The following is a 17,656-nucleotide window of genomic DNA, read 5'->3' as shown; positions in this document are numbered from 1 at the left end:
GGACGGACCGGAGCATCGGACGCCGGTGCACGGCGATCCACTCGGACCCGCCGTCCCGATCACGGCTCTCACCCCGGCGGCAGGTCCGCTGGGCCGCCGGCCACGGACAGTCACCGCGTTCGGACGGTTCGCCCGGACCACGCCGTCCGCGACACCCGGGACTGGGGGTTCCGGGTTGGCCCCGTAGCGATACCCGTAGACCCGCGCCCGCACGGGTGCCGAGGATGGCGCCAGACGTTCCGAGGGGCGGTGGTCGCGGTGGGCAGGCACAACGCTCCCCCGAAGCCGTCCCGGGCGGTGCCCGTCGTGGGCGGGAGCGCCGGCGTCCTCACGGTCGCGGCGCTGGTCGGTGCCCTGCAGGGCCTGATCCCGGTCACCGCCGCCCCGGTCCCCCACGCGACCGTCCCGCCCGCGACGCAGGGCACGGCACTGGCCAGCGAGAGCAGTCCGGCGGCCGGGCCGCTCGAGATCCCGACCATCGGGGTCGTGGCACCCGGCTTCGAGCAGCTGATCACGCTGCTCGGCCTCCCGACCCCCACTCCGGCAGCGACCGACACCGCCGACGTCGACGTGCTCGCCGTCGAACCCCCGCCGACGCCGGCGCTGCCGACCGGCAGCGGACCCACGGCCCCCGCGGCTCCGCGGGACCCCGAGCCGCCCAGCGCGCCCGCGGGCAACCAGGACGGCGACCCCGCGAGCCCGTCACCGTCGGCCACGCCGAACCAGACCCCCTCGGGCGAGACGCCGCCGGGCGAGGAACCGGCCGGGGAGGATCCGACCGGAGAGGCACCGCCCGCGGAGGAGCCACCCAGCGAGGAACCGCCTGCGGAGGGGCCGCCGGCCGAGGAGCCGGGCTGCGACCCGGCGGCCGAGGTGCCCGGCGAAGAGGTGCCCGGCGAGGTCGTGCCCGCCGACGAGCAGCCCGTGACAGGCGAGCAGCCCGTGACCGACGACGGGGCCGCGCCACCCGATGACGGCACGGCGCCCCCGCCGGAGGTGTGCCCGGTCGACCCCTGCCCGGCCGAGCCGAGCGACGTCCCCGACGTCCCGGCCGACCCCGACGTCGTGGTCACCGAACCCACCGACGCCGTCGAGGAGCCCGAGGACGGGACGACCACGGTCGACCCGCCCCCGACGTGCACGCCGGTCGACCCGGAGCAGCCCGACGACGAGCCGCTGCCGGAGCCGACCGGTCAGTGACCGATCAGACGGTCGTCACGCAGAAGACGTCGCCCTGGCCGGTCGTGTCCCCGTTCTCCCCGACCCAGAACGACTGGGTGCTCTCCGGGAAGGCCTGGCAGGTGTTCGGGTCTGCCTGGTACTCGTCGTAGCTCTGCTGACCGTCCTGGATGCCGAGGAGCCGGTAGGCGGCCTCGGAGTCGTCGCAGTCGACGACGGCGAGCTCCTGGCCGTCCTCCTTCAGGCAGTCCCCCGCCTCCGGGTCGCCGGAACCGAGGAAGGCGAAGGCGAGGACCGCGATGACGAGGACGGCGAGCACCGCCCCACCGATCGCCAGGATCTTGCCGTTGTTGCCGGCCGGCGGGGTCGCCTGGTTCCACGGCTGGCCCTGGCCCTGGGCGAACTGCCCGGGCGGCGGGTACTGACCGGGCGCGGGCTGGCCGGGCTGCCCCTGCGGCGGCGGGTACTGGCCGGGCGGGGGCTGGCCGGGCTGCCCCTGCGGCGGCGGGTACTGGCCCTGCGGCGGCGGGTACTGGCCCTGCGGCGGCGGGTGGGAGCCCGGGGTCGGCGGCCCCTGCGGCGGCTGCGGTGCACCGGAGGGCTGCTGCGGCGGGCCGGCCGGCTGACCCCATCCGGCCGGCCCCCCGGGAGGCTGCTCTCCCGGGCCGTTCGAGCCGGGCGTGGTCATGGGTCCTCCAGGTGTTCGACGACGTGTGCCGCTGATCATGACTCACGGTCGCCACGCGGACGGGCACCCCGGTGGGTACGCGGGCCCTATCGTGTCGCTCCGGACGGCGCCCGGACGAGGCGCCGAGGACGGAGGAGACCGGTGGCGACACCGCCCGCGACGGGCTTCCTGGTGAGCCCGGCCTGGCTGATCGGCGGCCTGCGCAACGTGCCCGGCTTCCTCGGCACCGGCGAGGGCCGGCTGACGTTCCTGGCCGACGAGCCGGTGTTCGACGTGCCGCTGGCCGAGGTCACCGACGTGCGCTGGCCCTGGCACTGGTTCGGCGGCGGGGTCAAGCTGACGGCGGCGGGCCGGTCCCACAAGATCACCTTCGTGCGGCCCAACGGCATGCCCGCCCCGGATCCGTCCCTGCTCGCGGCCGGCATCGGCGTGTTCGCCACCCTCTCGGGCACCTGGCACGACGTGCACGCCCTCCGCGGGCTCGCCGACATCGGCGTCGGTCGGGCGGCGGCCGCCCGGTGGCGGGAGGTCCTCGGAGGCTGAGCCCGGCGGTCAGGCGCCGGAGTACGAGTCGACGCCGCGCGCCGCCGCCGGGACGACGTCGTCCCCCAGCGCTCCGGGACGCCCCAGGTGGAAGCCCTGGCCGAACCGGATGCCGAGCCGGCGCAGCACGGCCTCCTCCCGCGCGTTCTCGATCCCCTCGGCGATGACCTCGGCACCGATCTCCGCCCCGAACGCCATGAGCGAGCCGGCCAGCGCCCGCCGGGCGGGGTCGGCGTCCATGCCGGCGACCAGGGCACCGTCGAGCTTGATCAGGTCGGGACGCAGATTGAGGATGTGCCGCAGCGACGCGAAACCCGAGCCGGCGTCGTCGACGGCGAGTCGCAGGCCCTCGGCGCGCAGGGCGTCCAGCGCCGTCGTCAGCGCCGTGTAGTCCTCCACCCCGACGTGCTCGGTGAGCTCGAGGACCACCCGGCCGGCAGGGACGCCGCGCAGCAGGTCCCGGAGCTCGGGGGCCGTCACGGCCGTCGGCCCGACGTTGATCGACAGGTAGGCGTGTGCGGGCAGCCGGTCCAGCGCGGCCAGGGCGTCCCGGACGGCGCACAGCTCCAGCTCCACGCCCAGCCCGACGCCGGCCGCCTCGGCGAACCACTCGTCGGGGCGGCGCTCCGGCCGGCCGGGGAAGCGGGCCAGCGCCTCGACGCCGACCGTCGCACCGGTGGCCAGCTCGACGATGGGCTGGAAGACCATCGTGGGACCGCCCGCTGCGAGGACCGCCTCGATCCGCGTCCGCCGCATGCGCTGCTCCTCGGCGGCGGCCTGGGCCGCGCCGTGCTCGGCGGTCACGTCGCTCATCGAGCAGACCACGTACTCCACCGAGCCGCCCGGACCCAGCACGGGCGCGGTCTTGACCGTCAGCCAGCGCGACGTGCCGTCGGCCGTCCGCACCCCGAGGATCTCCTGACCGCCCGTACCCGAGCGGAAGGCCGCCGCCATCGGGGTCTCGCCACCGGCCCACGGTGAGCCATCGCTCCGGCGCAGTTGCCACCGCGCATCGGCCGGTCCCACCGTCGGCATCTGCTGCCCGCTCACGCCGAGCAGCGCGTGCGCGGCCGGGTTGCTGGCCACGACCTCGCCGTGGCGGCCCCACATGAGCACGCCGTCGGCCATGTGTCCCAGCAGCGTGTGCTGGAGCCGTTCGAGCCGGTCGGTCCGGTCCAGCATCACCCGCAGGCGCTCGCCCTCGTCGGCCAGCCGCCGGCGGATCCCGTTGAACTCCGCGAGCAGGGCGAACAGGATGGCGCCGGCCGAGACGATGGTCAGCGAGCGGGCGGTGTACCAGCCGGCGCTGTACCGGGCACCGGCCGTGAGCGTGAGCAGCACGTCGCCCAGCGCGGCCGCGGCCGCCAGGCCCGCCCAGCGTTCGGGATCGGTGCGCCGCCAGGCACCGGCGACGGCGACGCACGCGGCGATCCCCACGACCGGCAGCAGAACGGGACCGGCGACGCGGGTCAGCTCGCTGGTGTCGGCCCCGTCGATGAGCACCGGCAACCGCTCGGCGAAGCCGACCACCGCGGCGACGGCGAGCGCTCCGACGGCGACCGAGGCCGCCATGGCCAGGACACCGACCCGGCGCCGTCGGCTGGAGTGGACGTTCTGCCGGGCGCCCTTCGGCCAGGGCGCCATGGCGAGGGCGAGCAGCGGCGCGAAGAGCAGGTTCCAGACGACCCACAGCCAGGAGGGGGTCGAAGCGGGCACGTCGAGTGCGACCCCGGACGAGCCGAGCGCGCCGGGGAACGTGGCCGCGCGGCCGAGCAGGGTCACCAGCGAGACGCTGTAGGCGCAGGCCAGGACCAGCGACCGCGCCCGCCCGGTGTTCAGGAACTGGCCCAGGAGGAGCACGACGCTGAGCAGGTCGAAGCAGCAGACGACCGCGAGGCTGATCGGCAGGAACGCCTCGAGGGCCGGGAGCGTCGCGCTGCCCGTCGTCAGCGCGGCGCCCACCACGGCACCGAGGATCAGCAGCGGCACGAGAGGAGAGCGGTGGTCGCCCCACGCCCGTTGCGCGGGGTCGGCCGCAGGCACGCCGGCTCCCCGGATCGCACGGCTGGTCACCTCTCCGGTTTCGGCCGCGCGGGCGTCTTCTTGAGCACAGTCGACCCATTCGGGGGGCACCGGCTGTCGGCTGCACCACGTCCGGGCGGCGGTGCCACGGCCGACCGCGCCGTCCCCCCGAGGACGACCGTGGGGGCCGGGACGTCGCGTCCCGGCCCCCACGGATGCAGGTGGTGCTACTTGTTGCGCTTCACGACCGAGTAGTCGTACTCCGCGTCGAGGGCGGTGATGTCCCCCGTCGGCAGGTTCGACACGGACACCACGAAGTCGGTGTTCGGGCCGTTGGCGCACTTCGTGTCCAGCGGGTAGGTGGTGATCAGGTCACCGTCGAACCGGTAGACGTGGTTGCCGGCGTCGTCGGTCAGCTCGCCCTCCGTCGTCTCCCCCGGCGTCAGGTCGCACGCCGAGATCACCTGGACGGTCCAGTTGTTGTCCTGGACGCCGTCGGTCTCGACCCAGTCGCTGGAGGACACGGCGGCAGGCACACCGGCGACGGCGACGTCGTCGATGAACCAGCCGGTGTCGAGGTAGGCCGCGTCGGTCGAGTACCGCCACCGCAGGTCCGTGGCCCCCGCCGGCACCGTCACCTCGTACTGCAGGTACTCCGGCTCGTCGACGAAGTACTCGCCGCCGGAGGTGCCGGTGATCCCGTTGCCCTCGGTGTTGTTGCCGTGCGGGTCCTCGTCGGAGGAGACGACGGTATCGGTCCCGGCCAGCTCGACCGCGACGGTCTGCCACTCCGTGCCGACCAGGGCCTCGACGAAGCCGTAGTCCCAGCCCTCCTCGATGAAGTGCCAGTTCCAGAAGGACACGGTCTGGCCCGGGAGCACCGGAGTGGTGAGGTCCAGGACCTTGTCCGACTGGCTCTCGTACCCGCCCCACCAGTGCGTGTCCCCGGTGTGCGGCGCGACCGAGGTCTCGTCCTCGCCGTCGAACTCGAGCGACACCCGCGGGCCGGGGTTGCGGAACTTCTCGTACGAGACGCCGAACGGCACGGCGTCACCGGCCGGCCGGTGCGGGTCGCGGCTCCACTTGTTCTCGGGCTGAGCGCCCTGGTAGCTGCCCCGGTCGTCCCAGAACTCCGAGTTGGCGATGTCGATCGTCCAGCCACCCGACGCCGGGCCGAGGTCGAAGCTCGCCAGGTCCCACCTCGGGGAGTCCTCGTCGTCGAGGTACATGGTCACGGCCCAGTCGCGGAACAGCTCCTCGGCCGAGCGCAGGTCCGAGCCGGTCTCGGCGTTGAACTCGGTGATCGCGGCCTGCACGCCCGCCATGCCGTCCGCCTCGTGCTCGAAGATCCGCTTGATCAGCAGATCACCGGCGGTGTCGTCGTACTCGGCGTCAGGGGTGAAGTCGTCGCCGCCGTTGCCGCCGGCCTGCTCCCACAGGTAGGCGAAGTAGCTGAACGAGGCGCCGTAGTTCTCCAGGCCACCGCCCCAGCGGGTCAGCGACGTCTCCCGGTGGAACACCTGCTGGTAGGTCAGGTGGCTGCCGGTCATGTCGTAGCCGCCGAGGAACGCCGCCATGTCGGCCAGGCCCTCGTCGACCCAGGACAGCTCGCCCGGGTCGGCGTAGTTCATCAGCAGGTGCTCGAGCTCGTGGGCGATGACCCCCTCGTACAGCTCGGGGCTGTCGTTGTCGGGGTCCCCGTCGCCCCAGGGCGCCGAGCTCGGGTCGGCACCCACGCGGTTGGCCCAGTCGAACGCGTCGATGACGATGACGTTCGTGCCCGACTCGTCGATGTACCCCGGGGCGAAGTACCCGGCGGTGTAGGAGGTCTCGGCGCAGTCGTAGTAGTTCTCGTCCTGCACGTTGTATACGAGGGTCACCAGGGCGTCCCCGCTGGCGCCGGCCGAGCCGATCTCGCCGAAGTGCGCCTCGTCGGACGCGACGATGCGGTCCGCCAGCTCGTCACCCAGGTAGTCGATCTGCTCCTGGGTGATCACGTAGTCCTCCGCGCCCTGGCCGCAGGGCTCGAACTCGTCCCCGGGCGTCGGGTCGAAGGCCGGGTCGAGGCTGTGCACGCCCGCCACCCCGTCGAGGGCACCGGTCGGCACGTACACGTAGACGGGGGTGCCGTCCGGGGTCTCCCCGGCGTACGCCTGCTCGAACGGCTGGTAGTACGTGCCGCCGGCGGCGGAGTCGTTGATCGGCACGGTGATGGTGGCGTCGCCGGCGCTGCCCGGGTCGTCGGGCGGTGTCGTCGAGTGATCTGCCATGGCCGGGGATGCGAACCCGACCACGGCGAGTGCAGCCGCGGCGGATCCCGCCGTCAGCCTGCTGGTGAACTGTCGCATGTGCGCGCCTCTCGCAGTCCGGCTCCCGGGGGACCCGGACACTCTCGTGAGATCGGACGGCTGGTGCCGCCGGTCCGACGACGCCGGACTGGTTAGCAACGTAAACTCACAATCTCACGCTTTGTAGTAGTGACTTCACTGCGTGCTACTGGTATAGGCGGGAGCACCCCTCGCACGCGAGGTAGCTTCCGGGTGTGCCGGACACCACCGCCCGCGTCCAGAGCGTGCTCGACATCCCGCTGAACCGGTTTCTCGGCATGCAGCTGCGCGACGAGGCCGACCCGTCGGCCGGCATCTGGTTCCCGGTCGGCCCCAGCGCGCAGAACCAGGCCGGTGTGCTCCACGGCGGCGTCGTGACGACGCTGCTCGACACCGCCTGCTACCTGGCCCTGCTCCCCCACCTCGCCCCCGAGGAGCACGCGGTCACGCACGACCTCACCGTGTCCCTGCTGCGCCCGGTCGCGGCCGGCAGCCGGGTCGACGTCACGGGCACGGTGCTGCGCCGCGGCCGGGCGGTCGCGTTCCTGCGCGCGGACGCCAGCGTCGACGGCGTGGTCGTGGCGGCGGCTCAGGTGACCAAGAGCGTCGTCCCGCTGCGCTGAGCGCCGCTCACCAGAGCGAGAGCGACCGCTGGAAGATCCCGGCGATGTCCTCCTCGGTGACCTCCTTCGGGCAGGTCGCGAGCAGCCGCTGCTGCTTCATCGTCCCGGCGACCAGGTCGGGGATGTCGCCGTCGGTGAACCCGACCGCGCCGATGCCGTTGGGGATGTCGATGTCGCGCATCAGGTCGGCGAGCACCGTGGGCAGGAACTCCGCGGGGTCGGCGGGCTCGCCGGCGTTGGGCGCCAGCAGCCACGCGGCCCGCAGGTGCCGCTCCGGGGACGCGTCGAAGGTGAAGCGGAACGCCTCGGGCGCGGTCAGGGCGACCGACATCCCGTGCGGCACCATCGGCTCGTCGGCCGGGTAGTCCTTCGGGTGGAAGTCCTTCACCTGGCCGGCGATCGGGTATGCGTTGGCGTGCGGGATGTGCACCCCGGCGTTGCCGAAGCCCATCCCGGCGAAGGTGGCCGCCATCGCCATGTCGGCCCGGGCCTGGGCGTCGTCGCCGTGCCGGACCGCCCGGCGGAACGAGCCGGCCAGCAGGGTGAGCGCCTTCTCCGACCACATGTCCGAGATCGGGTTCGAGCCGCAGTAGGGCACACGCTGCTCGGGCGCCTTGCGGTCGTAGGTGGTGTACCACCGGGCGGTGTAGCTCTCGAGGGCGTGGCAGAGGATGTCCATGCCCGCGGCGGCGGTCACGCCGGGGGGCTGGGTGAACGTCAGGTCGGGATCGATGACCGCCAGCGTCGGGCGGAGCCACCCGTGGCTGATCCCCGTCTTGACCTTCAGCGACAGCACGTCCAGCACGCAGATCGTCGTGCTCTCCGACCCGGTCCCGGTCGTCGTCGGGACGGCGACCAGCGGCTTGAGCGGCGTCGACGGCGCCCGCCCCTGACCGACGGGCACGTTGATGTAGTCCATCAGCTCGCCGTCGTTGGTGGTGAGCAGGTTGATCGCCTTGGCCGTGTCGATGCTCGAGCCACCGCCGACGGCGACGAACGCGTCCCAGGGGCCGGTCTCCCGGGCGTGCGCGACGGCGTGCTCGAGGCTGACGTCGGTCGGCTCGACGTGGGCCCCGTCGAAGACGTGGGCCTCGATGTCGAACTGCTTCATCTGGTCGGCCACCCGCTGCGGGAGCCCGGTCGCGCCCACGCCCGGGTCGGTGACCACGAGCACCCGGCGCACGCCGTACCGGCTCAGGTCGTAGCCGATCTCGTCGGAGGCGCCGTTGCCGAACTTCAGCTGCGGAGCCCCGTAGGTGAAGACGGACTCGGGCGTGGTCGGCGTGCTCATGGGTCCCCCTGGACGGCCGGGCGGTGGGTCCCGGCGCTGGGCGCGCGCCGGTTGCACCGAATGTTGCACGTAGTTGTGGCACGCACCACACAGGCGAATAGTCGGGAGCACCGTCCAGTTCCGTTCCGCGCGGAAACACGTCCAGCCTTGGAGGCAACCGGTGACCACTCCCCCCGCCAACGTCCCGTCCCTCGACGATCTGCTCAAGGACGCGCCGTCGAACTGGGGGAAGTGGGGCGCCGACGACGAGGTCGGCTCGCTGAACTACCTGGGCCCGGAGCAGGTGCTCGCGGCGGTCGGGTTGGTCCGCTCGGGCAAGGTCTTCACCCTGCAGCGGCTGATCGGCGACCCGAAGGGCGACCCGGTGTGGCCGGGCCGCACCCCGGCCGAGCGCACCCAGATCCTCGACGAGTCGACCTGGGACTCCCCCGACGCCCCGCAGTTCCCGGGCGGGCTGCACTACGCCGATGACAAGATCAACGCCTTCCTGCAGGGATCCACGCAGTACGACGGCCTCGGCCACGTCTGGTACGGCGGGAAGATCTGGAACGGCTACGACGCCCGCACCACCATCGGCGGCCTGGAGAAGGCCAGCGTCGAGCCGATCGCGCAGCGCGGCGTCGTCGGCCGGGCGCTGCTGCTCGACATGGCCCGGTTCCGCGGGAAGGACACCCTCGACAAGGGCGAGACGTTCACGCACGAGGACCTGGTGGCCTGCGCCGCTGCCCAGGGCACCGAGATCCGGAAGCGCGACATCCTGATCATCCGCACCAACTTCCTGGCGCTGTTCCACCAGCAGGGCGAGGCGTTCTACGAGGGCTTCAACGAGCCCGGCCTGGTGTACAGCCCCGAGCTGGTCCAGTGGTTCCAGGACATGGAGATCCCGAACCTGGTCACCGACACCATCGCCAACGAGGTCACCTACGACCCCAACAACGGCGTCGCGCTGGTGCTGCACAACGCCCTCATGCGCAACCTCGGCGTCACGCTCACCGAGATCGCCGACCTGGAGGCGCTGGCCGCCGACTCCGCCGAGGACGGGCAGTACGAGGGCCTGTACGTGGCGGCGCCGCTCAAGGTCGCGAAGGGCAGCGGTTCGCCGGTCAACCCCGTCGTCATCAAGTAGGCCGGCGCATGAGTGCCTACGACGAGCGGCCGTGGCTGCCCCGCTACGGCGACGAGCCGGCCGACCTCGCGATCGAGTTCGACGACGCCCTGGAGATGTTCCGCGCGGGCGTGGCGAAGGACCCCGACGGGATCGCGCTGACCTACTTCGACGGCAGCATCACCCGGCGGGAGCTCGACGAGCTCAGCGACGGGCTGGCGGCGGGGCTGCTGGCGAACGGGTTCTCGCGCGGTGACCGGCTCGCGGTCTACCTGCAGAACGTGCCGCAGTTCGTCATCGCCATGGTCGGCACCTGGAAGGCCGGCGGGATCATGGTGTCGATCAACCCGATGAGCCGGAAGCGGGAGCTGTCCTACCTGCTGAAGGACTCCGGGGCCACGGTGCTCGTCGCGCTGGAGACGCTCTACGACGAGGTCGCGCGAGAGGTCGTGCCCGACACCGACGTGCGGCTGGTGCTCACCACCAGCGAGCTGGAGTTCCAGACCCGCGACGACGACCGGCTGTTCGCCGGCCTGACCCGGCAGCGGCACGAGGGCACGACCGACTTCGGCGAACTGATCGCCGAGCACCGCAGTGAGGTTCCGCCCCCGGTGAGCTTCGCGCCGGACGACGTCGCCTTCCTCACCTACACGTCGGGAACGACGGGTGTGCCCAAGGGGGCGATGAACACCCACCGGAACGTCACCTTCACCGCGCAGATCTACCGGGACCGCGTGCACGCCGGGCGCGACGGCGCGATCTTCGGCATCGCCCCGCTGTTCCACATCACCGGGCTCATCGGGCACATCGCGGTGAGCATGCTCGTGCCGGCTCCGCTGATCCTGGCCTACCGGTTCGAGCCGAACGTGGTGCTCGACGCCTTCCTCGAGCACCGGCCGGCGTTCACCATCGGCGCGATCACCGCGTTCAGCGCGCTGCTGAACTCACCGGCGTTCACGAAGGACCACTTCTCCTCCTTCACGTCGGTGTACTCCGGCGGCGCACCCATCTCCCCGACCGCCGAGAAGGGTTTCCTCGAGGCGACGGGCATCCAGGTGCACAACGCCTACGGCCTGACCGAGACGACCTCGCCGATGACCCTGACCCCGTTCGGCTCGCCGTCACCGGTCGACCCGACCTCCGGGGCGCTGTCGGTGGGCGTACCGGTGCCCAACACGATCGTCCGCATCCAGGACGACGACGGGCAGGACCTGCCGCTCGGCGAGGTCGGCGAGATCGTCGCCGACGGACCGCAGGTGGTGGCCGGGTACTGGGAGAAGCCCGAGGAGACGGCGGCGAACCTGCCGGGCGGGGCGCTCAAGAGCGGCGACGTCGGGTTCATGAACCCCGAGGGCTGGATCTTCATCGTCGACCGCAAGAAGGACATGATCAACGCGTCGGGCTACAAGGTGTGGCCGCGCGAGGTCGAGGACGTCCTGGCCGAGCACCCAGCGGTCCGCGAGTCGGCGGTCGTCGGCGTCCCCGACGAGAAGCGCGGCGAGACCGTGAAGGCGTTCGTCAGCGTCAAGCCGGGCGCGTCGGTGACACCGGAGGAGCTCATCGCGCACTGCAAGGAGCGGATGGCCGCCTACAAGTACCCGCGCAGCGTCGTCCTGCTCGACGAGCTGCCGAAGACGGTCACCGGCAAGATCCTCCGCCGCGAGCTGCGCGACAACTGAGGGCGGGGCGGGGTGCCGCCGTGAGGTGCCCGGTGCCGCGGTCGAGCGCGGCACCGGGCACCACACCGCGGCACCGGACCTGCGGCAGGCGGCCACCTGCGGCAGGCTCGGGTCATGACGACGCCGGAGCCCGAGACCCCGCAGCCGCGCGACATCGCCCTCGAGCAGGAGACGCCCGAGCAGGCCGCCGACCTGGAGGCGCAGAGCAGCGAGGACGCCGAGGAGTCGGAGGGGTCGTAGCGGGCCGCGCGGGTACTGGACCTCGCATGACCGCCGACGCCGACCGCCAGAGCCGGATCGTCGCCGGGCGCTACGCCCTCGGGCAGGTGCTCGGCCGCGGCGGGATGGGCGTCGTCTGGCTCGCCGACGACCGGGTGCTCGAGCGGCAGGTGGCGCTCAAGGAGGTCACCTTCCCGATCGACCTCACCGCCGAGGAGCGCGAGGTGCTCGTCCAGCGGACGATGCGCGAGGCCCGCGCCGCCGCCCGGCTCGACCACCCCTGCGTCACCCGCGTGTACGACGTCGTCCAGGAGGACGGCAAGCCCTGGCTGGTCATGGAGCACGTCCCCTCGCGGAGCCTCCAGCAGATCGTCGAGGAGCAGGGCCCGCTGCCACCGGCGACCGCGGCCCGGATCGGCCTGGACGTGCTCGCCGCGGTCGACGCCGCCCACCACGCCGGGATCGTGCACCGCGACGTCAAGCCGGCCAACGTCCTGGTGGGCGACGACGGGCACGCCTGCCTCACCGACTTCGGCATCGCCACCACCACCGGCGACTCGCACCTGACCACCCAGGGCGCCCTCATCGGCTCGCCGACCTACATGGCCCCCGAGCGCGCGCGGGGCGACGAGCCACGCCCGGCGGTCGACCTCTGGGGGCTGGGCGCCACGCTCTACGCGGCCGTGGAGGGCCGGCCGCCGTTCGACCGCGGCGAACCCATGGCCACCCTGCTCGCCGTCGTCTCCGAGCACCCGGCACCGATGCTGCGGGCCGGCCCGCTCGAGCCGCTCCTGCGCACGCTCCTCGACAAGGACCCGGCTCGGCGCGGCGAGGTCGCCGGGATCCGGGCCCAGTTGCAGGCGGTGGCCGACGGCGCGGTGCCGCCTCCCCCGCCACCGCCCGGTCCTCCGCAGCCCGGCCCCCCGCCGCCACCGGCGCCGGCGAGCCTGGACGAGGGCGCGGTGCAGCGGTTCGGCTCCGACGACCTGCGGAAGCTCGCATCCGCCTCGAAGGCCGTGCTCGGGACGGTCGCCCGGGACGCGGCGCGCGAGATCGTCGACCGGCGGCGGGAGCGGAAGGCCCGCACCGGCCCGGAGACCGCCCTGCCGCGACGCCGCCGGCGGTTCAAGCGGCGCTGGGTCGTCGTGCCGGTGCTGGTCACCGTCGTCGTCGTCCTGATCGCCCTCGTCGCGGGCGGCCTGGCCGTCGCGTGGTGGCTGGGCCTGCTCTGACGACCCTCAGCGGGCCGCCGTCAGCCGGTCGGCGGGGATCCGTTCCGCGGCGACGTAGTACAGCGTGCTGCCCTCGGACACCGCCCGATCCCATGGCGGGCTGACCAGCAGCCCGTCGTCCGCCCGCAGGGCGAGGACGGTGGCCCCGAACGTCGCGCCGAACCAGGTCTGGCAGGCACCGAACGTCCCGTGCGGGAACCCGGCCGGCACCCGCACCGAGTAGGTGTTGCCGTGGCCGCCGCTGCTCATCAGGTCGGTGTAGACCTGCGTGATGCCGGGGTCGCTGGCCTCCTCGGTCAGCAGGAACGGCATGTGCCACTGGACGGTCTGCACGCCGGCGTTGACGTAGCGGATCGTCTCGCCCCGGGTCAGGTCGCGCAGCGCCGCCACCAGGTGGATCCGCGGGTTGGCGTGGTCGACGGCGACCGCGATCGCGAGCGCCTCGTTGTCGTCGCCCGCGTCGATGACCGCCGTCCGCGCCCGCGCCACGCAGGCCCGGGTCATGACGTCCTCGTGGGCCAGGTCGCCGCGGACGAAGTGCACGTCCGGACGGTCGGGCAGCGGGTCCTCGGCGACGTCGTCCCAGGCGCAGAGCACCACCTCGAACCGCCGGTCCGCGGTCAGCTCGGACACGATCCGCTCGGTGCGCCCGGGGTGATAGCCCAGCAGCACGACGTGGTCGGAGAGATCCAGCGCGATCACACCTCTCAGGCGCCTGCCCCGGACCGACTGCAGGGCCGTGGCCAGCTGGGTGAACAACAGGGTGAGCGTGACGATGCCGCCGACGATGACGTAGCTGCCCAGGATGCGGCCGCCGGTCGAGACCGGGAAGACGTCCCCGTAGCCCACCGTCGCCGCCGTGACGACGAAGTACCACCAGTACGTGCCGGGCGCGGCGATGTCGCTGCCGGGCGGCTCGACCAGGGCCATCGCGCCCCAGCTGGTGAGGAACACGAACAGGGCCACGGCCAGCGGCAGCCGCCATCCCCGCAGCCGCACGCGGAAGTACTGCGCGAGGCGGTAGACGAGGAAGGGCAACGCAGGCTCCCGCAGCTGTCGGTCGGTCGGGGCAACCTATCGCCCGCCCGCCGCCGCCGTGCAGGTCGCTGCCTGCCCGCCGGTCAGCCGATACCGGCGCCGTCCCGCTGCGGCGGGGCCGCCGCCCGGTTGCGGTGCAGGTGCAGCCGCTCGCGGTGCGCCTCCGGCGAGTGGACGACGGTCACCGGGCACGTCGCGTGCAGCGCGCACTGCATGCTCGTCGACCCCAGCAACATCGCGCCGAAACCGCCGTGCCCGCGGCTGCCCACCACCAGCAGGTCCGCGCCGTGGGCGCGCCGCATGAGCACGTCGGCCGGTGTGCCCATGCCCGCGTGCACGCGCACGTCGGGCGGGGGCGCCGGTGCGGTCGACAGCACCTCGCCGACGAAGGTGCGCACCCGCTCCAGCGCCGACTCCCGCACCGTGTCGGCCGTGCCGGTGCCGACCGCGTAGAAGTCCAGCCAGTAGTCCGGCGGCCGGTAGGCGGAGACCGCCTCGACCGGGATCCCGCGTCGCGCGCCGTCGGCCAGGGCGAACAGCAACGCCGCCCGGGAGCCCTCGGAGCAGTCGACCCCGACGACGACCCTCGCACCCGTCGGCTCCTCGTCGGCCTCGCGGATCCGACTCCGCTCCTCGGTCATGACGCCACCTCCTCGGCATCCGGCCGGGACCCGGCCGTCCTCGCAGCGTGCGCGCGGCCCGCCGCCGCGGACAGGGCCCTTGGTCGGCGCGGCCCGCGACCTCCTGCCCCGCGCCGGCGATCGGGTGCAGCATCCCGGGCTTCCCGTTAGCGTCCGGGCCGTGAGCACCCCGAGCACCGACTTCTACGCCGTCGAGGACCTGCTGGAACCCGCGGAGATCGAGGTCCGCGACCGGGTGCGCGCGTTCTGCGAGGCGGAGGTGACCCCGCGGATCAACCAGTTCTGGGACGACGCGCAGTTCCCGTTCGAGCTGGTCCCGAAGATCGCCGAGCTCGGCATCTCCGGGGGCACGGTGGAGGGCTACGGCTCGCCGGGCATGAGCGCGGTCGCGGCCGGGCTGGTCGCCGCCGAATGGGCGCGCTGCGACGGCAGCGTCGGAACCTTCTACGGCGTGCACAGTTTCCTCGCCATGCAGTCCATCGCACTGCTCGGCTCCGAGGAGCAGCGCGAGCGCTGGCTGCCGGAGATGGCCCGGCTGGAGAAGATCGGCGCCTTCGGGCTGACCGAGCCCGAGCACGGCTCGGACGCCGTCGGGCTGGAGACCTCGGCCCGCCGGGACGGCGACTCCTTCGTGCTGAACGGCCGGAAGAAGTGGATCGGCAACGGCTCGATCGCCGACCACGTGATCATCTGGGCCCGCGGGGAGGACGGCGCCGTCGGCGGCTACGTGGTCGAGGCCGGTGGGCGGTCGGGTGAGAGACCGCCCGGCTACGAGGCCACCGTCATGACCGGCAAGACGGCGCTGCGCGCGGTGTGGCAGGCCGAGATCACGCTCACCGACGTCCGGGTGCCGGTCGAGAACAAGCTGGCGAACTGCCACTCGTTCAAGGACGTGTCCCAGGTGCTCGACCGCACCCGCTACACCGTCGCCTGGCGCGCGCTCGGGCTGGCCACCGCCTCCTACGAGCTGGCCCTGGCGCACGCGCTGCGCCGCGAGCAGTTCGGCCAGCCGATCGCCGGGTTCCAGCTCGTGCAGGACAAGCTCGCGCGCATGCTCGCCGAGATCACCTCGATGCAGCTGATGTGCTGGCGGTTGTCCAAGCTGGCCGACGCCGGCCGGATGACCGCGGCGATGGCGTCACTGGCCAAGATGAACCACGCGGCGAAGGCCCGGGCGATCGTCGCCGACGCCCGCGACATCCTGGGCGGCGACGGGATCCTGCTCGACAACCACGTCGCCCGGCACCACGCCGACATGGAGGCGATCTTCACCTTCGAGGGCACCGACTCGGTGCAGGCACTCATCGTCGGCCGGGCGATCACCGGCCTGTCGGCGATCAGCGGCCGCAAGCCGACCTGACCCCGGCCCTCCCCCGCTTTCCGTACCGGAAGCTCGGCCGCACCGCGGAGCTTTCGGTACCGAAAGCTCGACCGGGGGTCAGCGGGTCGAGGTCAGGGGCTCGGCCACCGCGCTGATCCGCACGCACTCCGGGCAGGCCGTCCGACCGGCTCCCACGCGCGTCCACGTCTGGGAACCCCACACCTGCACGATCGCGCCGCAGACGGCGAGCTCCACCTCGCCGTCGAGCTCGGACGGCGGGCGGTGGGCCTCGACGGCGTGCCACGGGAACGTGTGCTCGGCCGTCCGGTCGGGCGACCAGCGATCGGGGCGGGCGAACCCCACGGCGTAGCTGTCCACGTCTGGCGTGTGCCCCGGCCCACAGCCGATCAACCACACGATCGGGTGAATACGGACGGATCCGGGCCGTGCGGGTTCGGCGCCTCCCGGCATCCCGGTCGACGGGCCCGCGCGTTACCGTCGAGGGGCAGCCGAGCGGGAGGAGCGCGGGCATGGATCCGATCAGCCTGCTGGTGGGCGGGGCACTGCTGGCGGTCGGCTTCGTCGCCGGGCGGTTGAACCGGCGCCGGCCGGTCCCTCCCCCGCCGGTGACCCCGCTGTGCGGGTGCGGCCACGCGCTGAGCCAGCACGACACGGAGACCTCCACCTGCTACGCGGAGTTGCGCCGGGACGCCTACGACCGCCGCGGACGGTGGGCCGGGCACACCTGGGTGCCCTGCACCTGCCGTCAGTACGTCGGGCCCCGGCCGATCGACGAGGTCTTCGCCCCTCGGCTGCTGCCGCCGACCCTGGACTGAGCGGCCCCAGCCGGCCGGCGGGGAGCATGATGCGTCGGCGGTCGGCCGGCCCGGCGTCGGGCATCCTCGCCCTCACCGTCCACGCTGCACGGAGGCCGCATGATTCGCGATCCCGCGCCGGACCGTCGTCGCGCCGTCGTGCTCGCCGCCACCGAGCCGGGCCGGGCCCTGGTCAGCGCCGGCGCGCTCGCGGCTGCTCTTCCGCTGCTGCGCCGGGCGCCGAGGGGTGACCCGCATCCGGTCCTGGTGCTCCCCGGCCTGCTGGCCTCGGACCTGTCGACCCGGGGCCTGCGGACCTGGGTGTCGCGGCTCGGCTACCCGGTCGTGGGCTGGGCGCTGGGTCGCAACCGCGGGCCCACGCAGGAGGTCGTCGACGAACTGCCCCGGCTGGTGGAGCGTCTGGCCCGCGAGCACGACGCCCCGGTCAGCATCGTCGGCTGGAGCCTCGGCGGCATCTACGCGCGACGCCTGGCAGTGCGGGCACCGGAGCACGTCCGGCAGGTGATCTCGCTGGGTTCCCCCTTCTCGCTCGCCGGGCGGCCGGCGGACGGCAGCCCGGGGGCGCGGGTGTTCCAGCGGTACTCGCCGCAGCACACCGACCGGAGGATCGCCGCGGGTCGGGGATCCCTCGCCCGGCCGCTGCGGGTGCCGAGCACGGCGGTCTACTCCCGGTGGGACGGCGTGGTCGACTGGCGGGCCTGCCGGCAGCAGACCGGCCCCCGCAGCGAGAACGTCGCCGTCCGCTGCAGCCACCTGGGCATGGGATACGACCCTGCCGTGCTGTGGCTGGTGGCCGACCGGCTGGCGCAGCCGCGAGACGCGTGGCGGCCGTTCGTCCGGCCGACCAGGTTCGGCCTCGGCACCCTCTTCCCCGAGGACTGAGGACGCGTCCCCGCCGTGCAGCCCGGGCGA

17 protein-coding genes are annotated in these 17,656 nt (G+C 73.3%); 10 read left to right on the top strand and 7 right to left on the bottom strand.

Annotation, left to right across the window (positions count from 1 at the left end):
- Positions 1-306 precede the first annotated feature (306 nt).
- Positions 307-1,200 carry a hypothetical protein gene (locus ABD644_RS21720; protein ID WP_344691268.1) on the top strand — a complete coding sequence of 298 codons (894 nt, stop codon included), beginning with the start codon at positions 307-309 and terminating at the stop codon, positions 1,198-1,200.
- Between the two features lie 4 nt (positions 1,201-1,204).
- Here the strand turns inward: ABD644_RS21720 and ABD644_RS21715 are convergent, their stop codons facing one another.
- Positions 1,205-1,867, bottom strand: a complete 663-nt coding sequence (locus ABD644_RS21715; protein ID WP_344691266.1) for an LppU/SCO3897 family protein — start codon at positions 1,865-1,867, stop codon at positions 1,205-1,207.
- Between the two features lie 141 nt (positions 1,868-2,008).
- On the opposite strand from ABD644_RS21715, the gene ABD644_RS21710 reads away from it, so the two are divergent.
- Entirely contained in the window at positions 2,009-2,410 is a 402-nt protein-coding gene (locus tag ABD644_RS21710) for a hypothetical protein (protein ID WP_344691264.1), read from the top strand.
- A 9-nt stretch (positions 2,411-2,419) separates the two neighbouring features.
- Here ABD644_RS21710 and ABD644_RS21705 read toward each other — a convergent pair whose 3' ends face one another.
- On the bottom strand, positions 2,420-4,453 hold the full coding sequence (locus tag ABD644_RS21705; RefSeq protein ID WP_344691262.1) for an EAL domain-containing protein: 2,034 nt from the start codon (positions 4,451-4,453) through the stop codon (positions 2,420-2,422).
- 206 nt (positions 4,454-4,659) lie between these two features.
- On the bottom strand, positions 4,660-6,702 hold the full coding sequence (locus ABD644_RS21700; protein ID WP_344691260.1) for a hypothetical protein: 2,043 nt from the start codon (positions 6,700-6,702) through the stop codon (positions 4,660-4,662).
- A 272-nt stretch (positions 6,703-6,974) separates the two neighbouring features.
- Here ABD644_RS21700 and ABD644_RS21695 point away from each other — a divergent pair, with 272 nt between their 5' ends.
- On the top strand, positions 6,975-7,382 hold the full coding sequence (locus ABD644_RS21695) for a PaaI family thioesterase (RefSeq protein WP_344691258.1): 408 nt from the start codon (positions 6,975-6,977) through the stop codon (positions 7,380-7,382).
- 7 nt (positions 7,383-7,389) lie between these two features.
- On the opposite strand, the gene ABD644_RS21690 is transcribed toward ABD644_RS21695, so the two are convergent.
- Complete coding sequence (locus tag ABD644_RS21690) at positions 7,390-8,673, bottom strand: hydroxyacid-oxoacid transhydrogenase (protein ID WP_344691256.1); 1,284 nt, start codon at positions 8,671-8,673, stop codon at positions 7,390-7,392.
- Between the two features lie 160 nt (positions 8,674-8,833).
- Between ABD644_RS21690 and ABD644_RS21685 the strand changes: the two genes are divergently transcribed.
- The 4 genes from ABD644_RS21685 to ABD644_RS21670 all read left to right on the top strand — a co-directional run bounded on the left by ABD644_RS21685 (position 8,834) and on the right by ABD644_RS21670 (position 12,908).
- Positions 8,834-9,799 (top strand): cyclase family protein, encoded by a 966-nt coding sequence (locus ABD644_RS21685; RefSeq protein WP_344691254.1) that lies wholly within the window; start codon positions 8,834-8,836, stop codon positions 9,797-9,799.
- A gap of 8 nt (positions 9,800-9,807) precedes the next feature.
- On the top strand, positions 9,808-11,457 hold the full coding sequence (locus tag ABD644_RS21680) for an AMP-binding protein (protein WP_344691252.1): 1,650 nt from the start codon (positions 9,808-9,810) through the stop codon (positions 11,455-11,457).
- A gap of 114 nt (positions 11,458-11,571) precedes the next feature.
- Positions 11,572-11,697, top strand: coding sequence for a hypothetical protein (locus tag ABD644_RS21675; RefSeq protein WP_344691250.1), 126 nt, complete (start codon positions 11,572-11,574; stop codon positions 11,695-11,697).
- A gap of 26 nt (positions 11,698-11,723) precedes the next feature.
- Positions 11,724-12,908, top strand: a complete 1,185-nt coding sequence (locus ABD644_RS21670; protein WP_344691248.1) for a serine/threonine-protein kinase — start codon at positions 11,724-11,726, stop codon at positions 12,906-12,908.
- Between the two features lie 6 nt (positions 12,909-12,914).
- On the opposite strand, the gene ABD644_RS21665 is transcribed toward ABD644_RS21670, so the two are convergent.
- Positions 12,915-13,946: an ion channel gene (locus tag ABD644_RS21665; RefSeq protein ID WP_344691246.1), complete on the bottom strand. Its 1,032-nt coding sequence runs from the start codon at positions 13,944-13,946 to the stop codon at positions 12,915-12,917.
- An 83-nt stretch (positions 13,947-14,029) separates the two neighbouring features.
- A complete protein-coding gene (locus ABD644_RS21660) occupies positions 14,030-14,587 on the bottom strand; it encodes a universal stress protein (RefSeq protein ID WP_344691244.1) in 558 nt (185 codons plus the stop codon).
- Positions 14,588-14,747: 160 nt separating this feature from the next.
- Here ABD644_RS21660 and ABD644_RS21655 point away from each other — a divergent pair, with 160 nt between their 5' ends.
- A complete protein-coding gene (locus tag ABD644_RS21655) occupies positions 14,748-15,947 on the top strand; it encodes an acyl-CoA dehydrogenase family protein (protein WP_344691242.1) in 1,200 nt (399 codons plus the stop codon).
- 78 nt (positions 15,948-16,025) lie between these two features.
- On the opposite strand, the gene ABD644_RS21650 is transcribed toward ABD644_RS21655, so the two are convergent.
- Complete coding sequence (locus ABD644_RS21650) at positions 16,026-16,286, bottom strand: hypothetical protein (RefSeq protein ID WP_344691240.1); 261 nt, start codon at positions 16,284-16,286, stop codon at positions 16,026-16,028.
- A gap of 152 nt (positions 16,287-16,438) precedes the next feature.
- On the opposite strand from ABD644_RS21650, the gene ABD644_RS21645 reads away from it, so the two are divergent.
- Both ABD644_RS21645 and ABD644_RS21640 read left to right on the top strand, forming a co-directional pair.
- Positions 16,439-16,744: a hypothetical protein gene (locus ABD644_RS21645; protein WP_344691238.1), complete on the top strand. Its 306-nt coding sequence runs from the start codon at positions 16,439-16,441 to the stop codon at positions 16,742-16,744.
- Between the two features lie 99 nt (positions 16,745-16,843).
- Positions 16,844-17,626, top strand: a complete 783-nt coding sequence (locus ABD644_RS21640; RefSeq protein WP_344691236.1) for an esterase/lipase family protein — start codon at positions 16,844-16,846, stop codon at positions 17,624-17,626.
- Positions 17,627-17,656 lie beyond the last annotated feature (30 nt).

This window comes from Blastococcus jejuensis, assembly GCF_039534705.1.
In the GTDB taxonomy this organism is placed as follows: Bacteria; Actinomycetota; Actinomycetes; order Mycobacteriales; family Geodermatophilaceae; genus Blastococcus_B; species Blastococcus_B jejuensis.
This window is presented reverse-complemented; position numbering and strand designations above follow the sequence as displayed.

What these genes read in the sequence shown, in the direction of transcription:
- ABD644_RS21690 (WP_344691256.1), bottom strand. Translation starts at nt 8,673, where the DNA reads ATGAGCACGCCGACCACGCCCGAGTCCGTCTTCACCTACGGGGCTCCG.
- ABD644_RS21660 (WP_344691244.1), bottom strand. Translation starts at nt 14,587, where the DNA reads ATGACCGAGGAGCGGAGTCGGATCCGCGAGGCCGACGAGGAGCCGACG.
- ABD644_RS21640 (WP_344691236.1), top strand. Translation starts at nt 16,844, where the DNA reads ATGATTCGCGATCCCGCGCCGGACCGTCGTCGCGCCGTCGTGCTCGCC.
- ABD644_RS21680 (WP_344691252.1), top strand. Translation starts at nt 9,808, where the DNA reads ATGAGTGCCTACGACGAGCGGCCGTGGCTGCCCCGCTACGGCGACGAG.
- ABD644_RS21715 (WP_344691266.1), bottom strand. Translation starts at nt 1,867, where the DNA reads ATGACCACGCCCGGCTCGAACGGCCCGGGAGAGCAGCCTCCCGGGGGG.
- ABD644_RS21670 (WP_344691248.1), top strand. Translation starts at nt 11,724, where the DNA reads ATGACCGCCGACGCCGACCGCCAGAGCCGGATCGTCGCCGGGCGCTAC.
- ABD644_RS21675 (WP_344691250.1), top strand. Translation starts at nt 11,572, where the DNA reads ATGACGACGCCGGAGCCCGAGACCCCGCAGCCGCGCGACATCGCCCTC.
- ABD644_RS21645 (WP_344691238.1), top strand. Translation starts at nt 16,439, where the DNA reads ATGGATCCGATCAGCCTGCTGGTGGGCGGGGCACTGCTGGCGGTCGGC.
- ABD644_RS21700 (WP_344691260.1), bottom strand. Translation starts at nt 6,702, where the DNA reads ATGGCAGATCACTCGACGACACCGCCCGACGACCCGGGCAGCGCCGGC.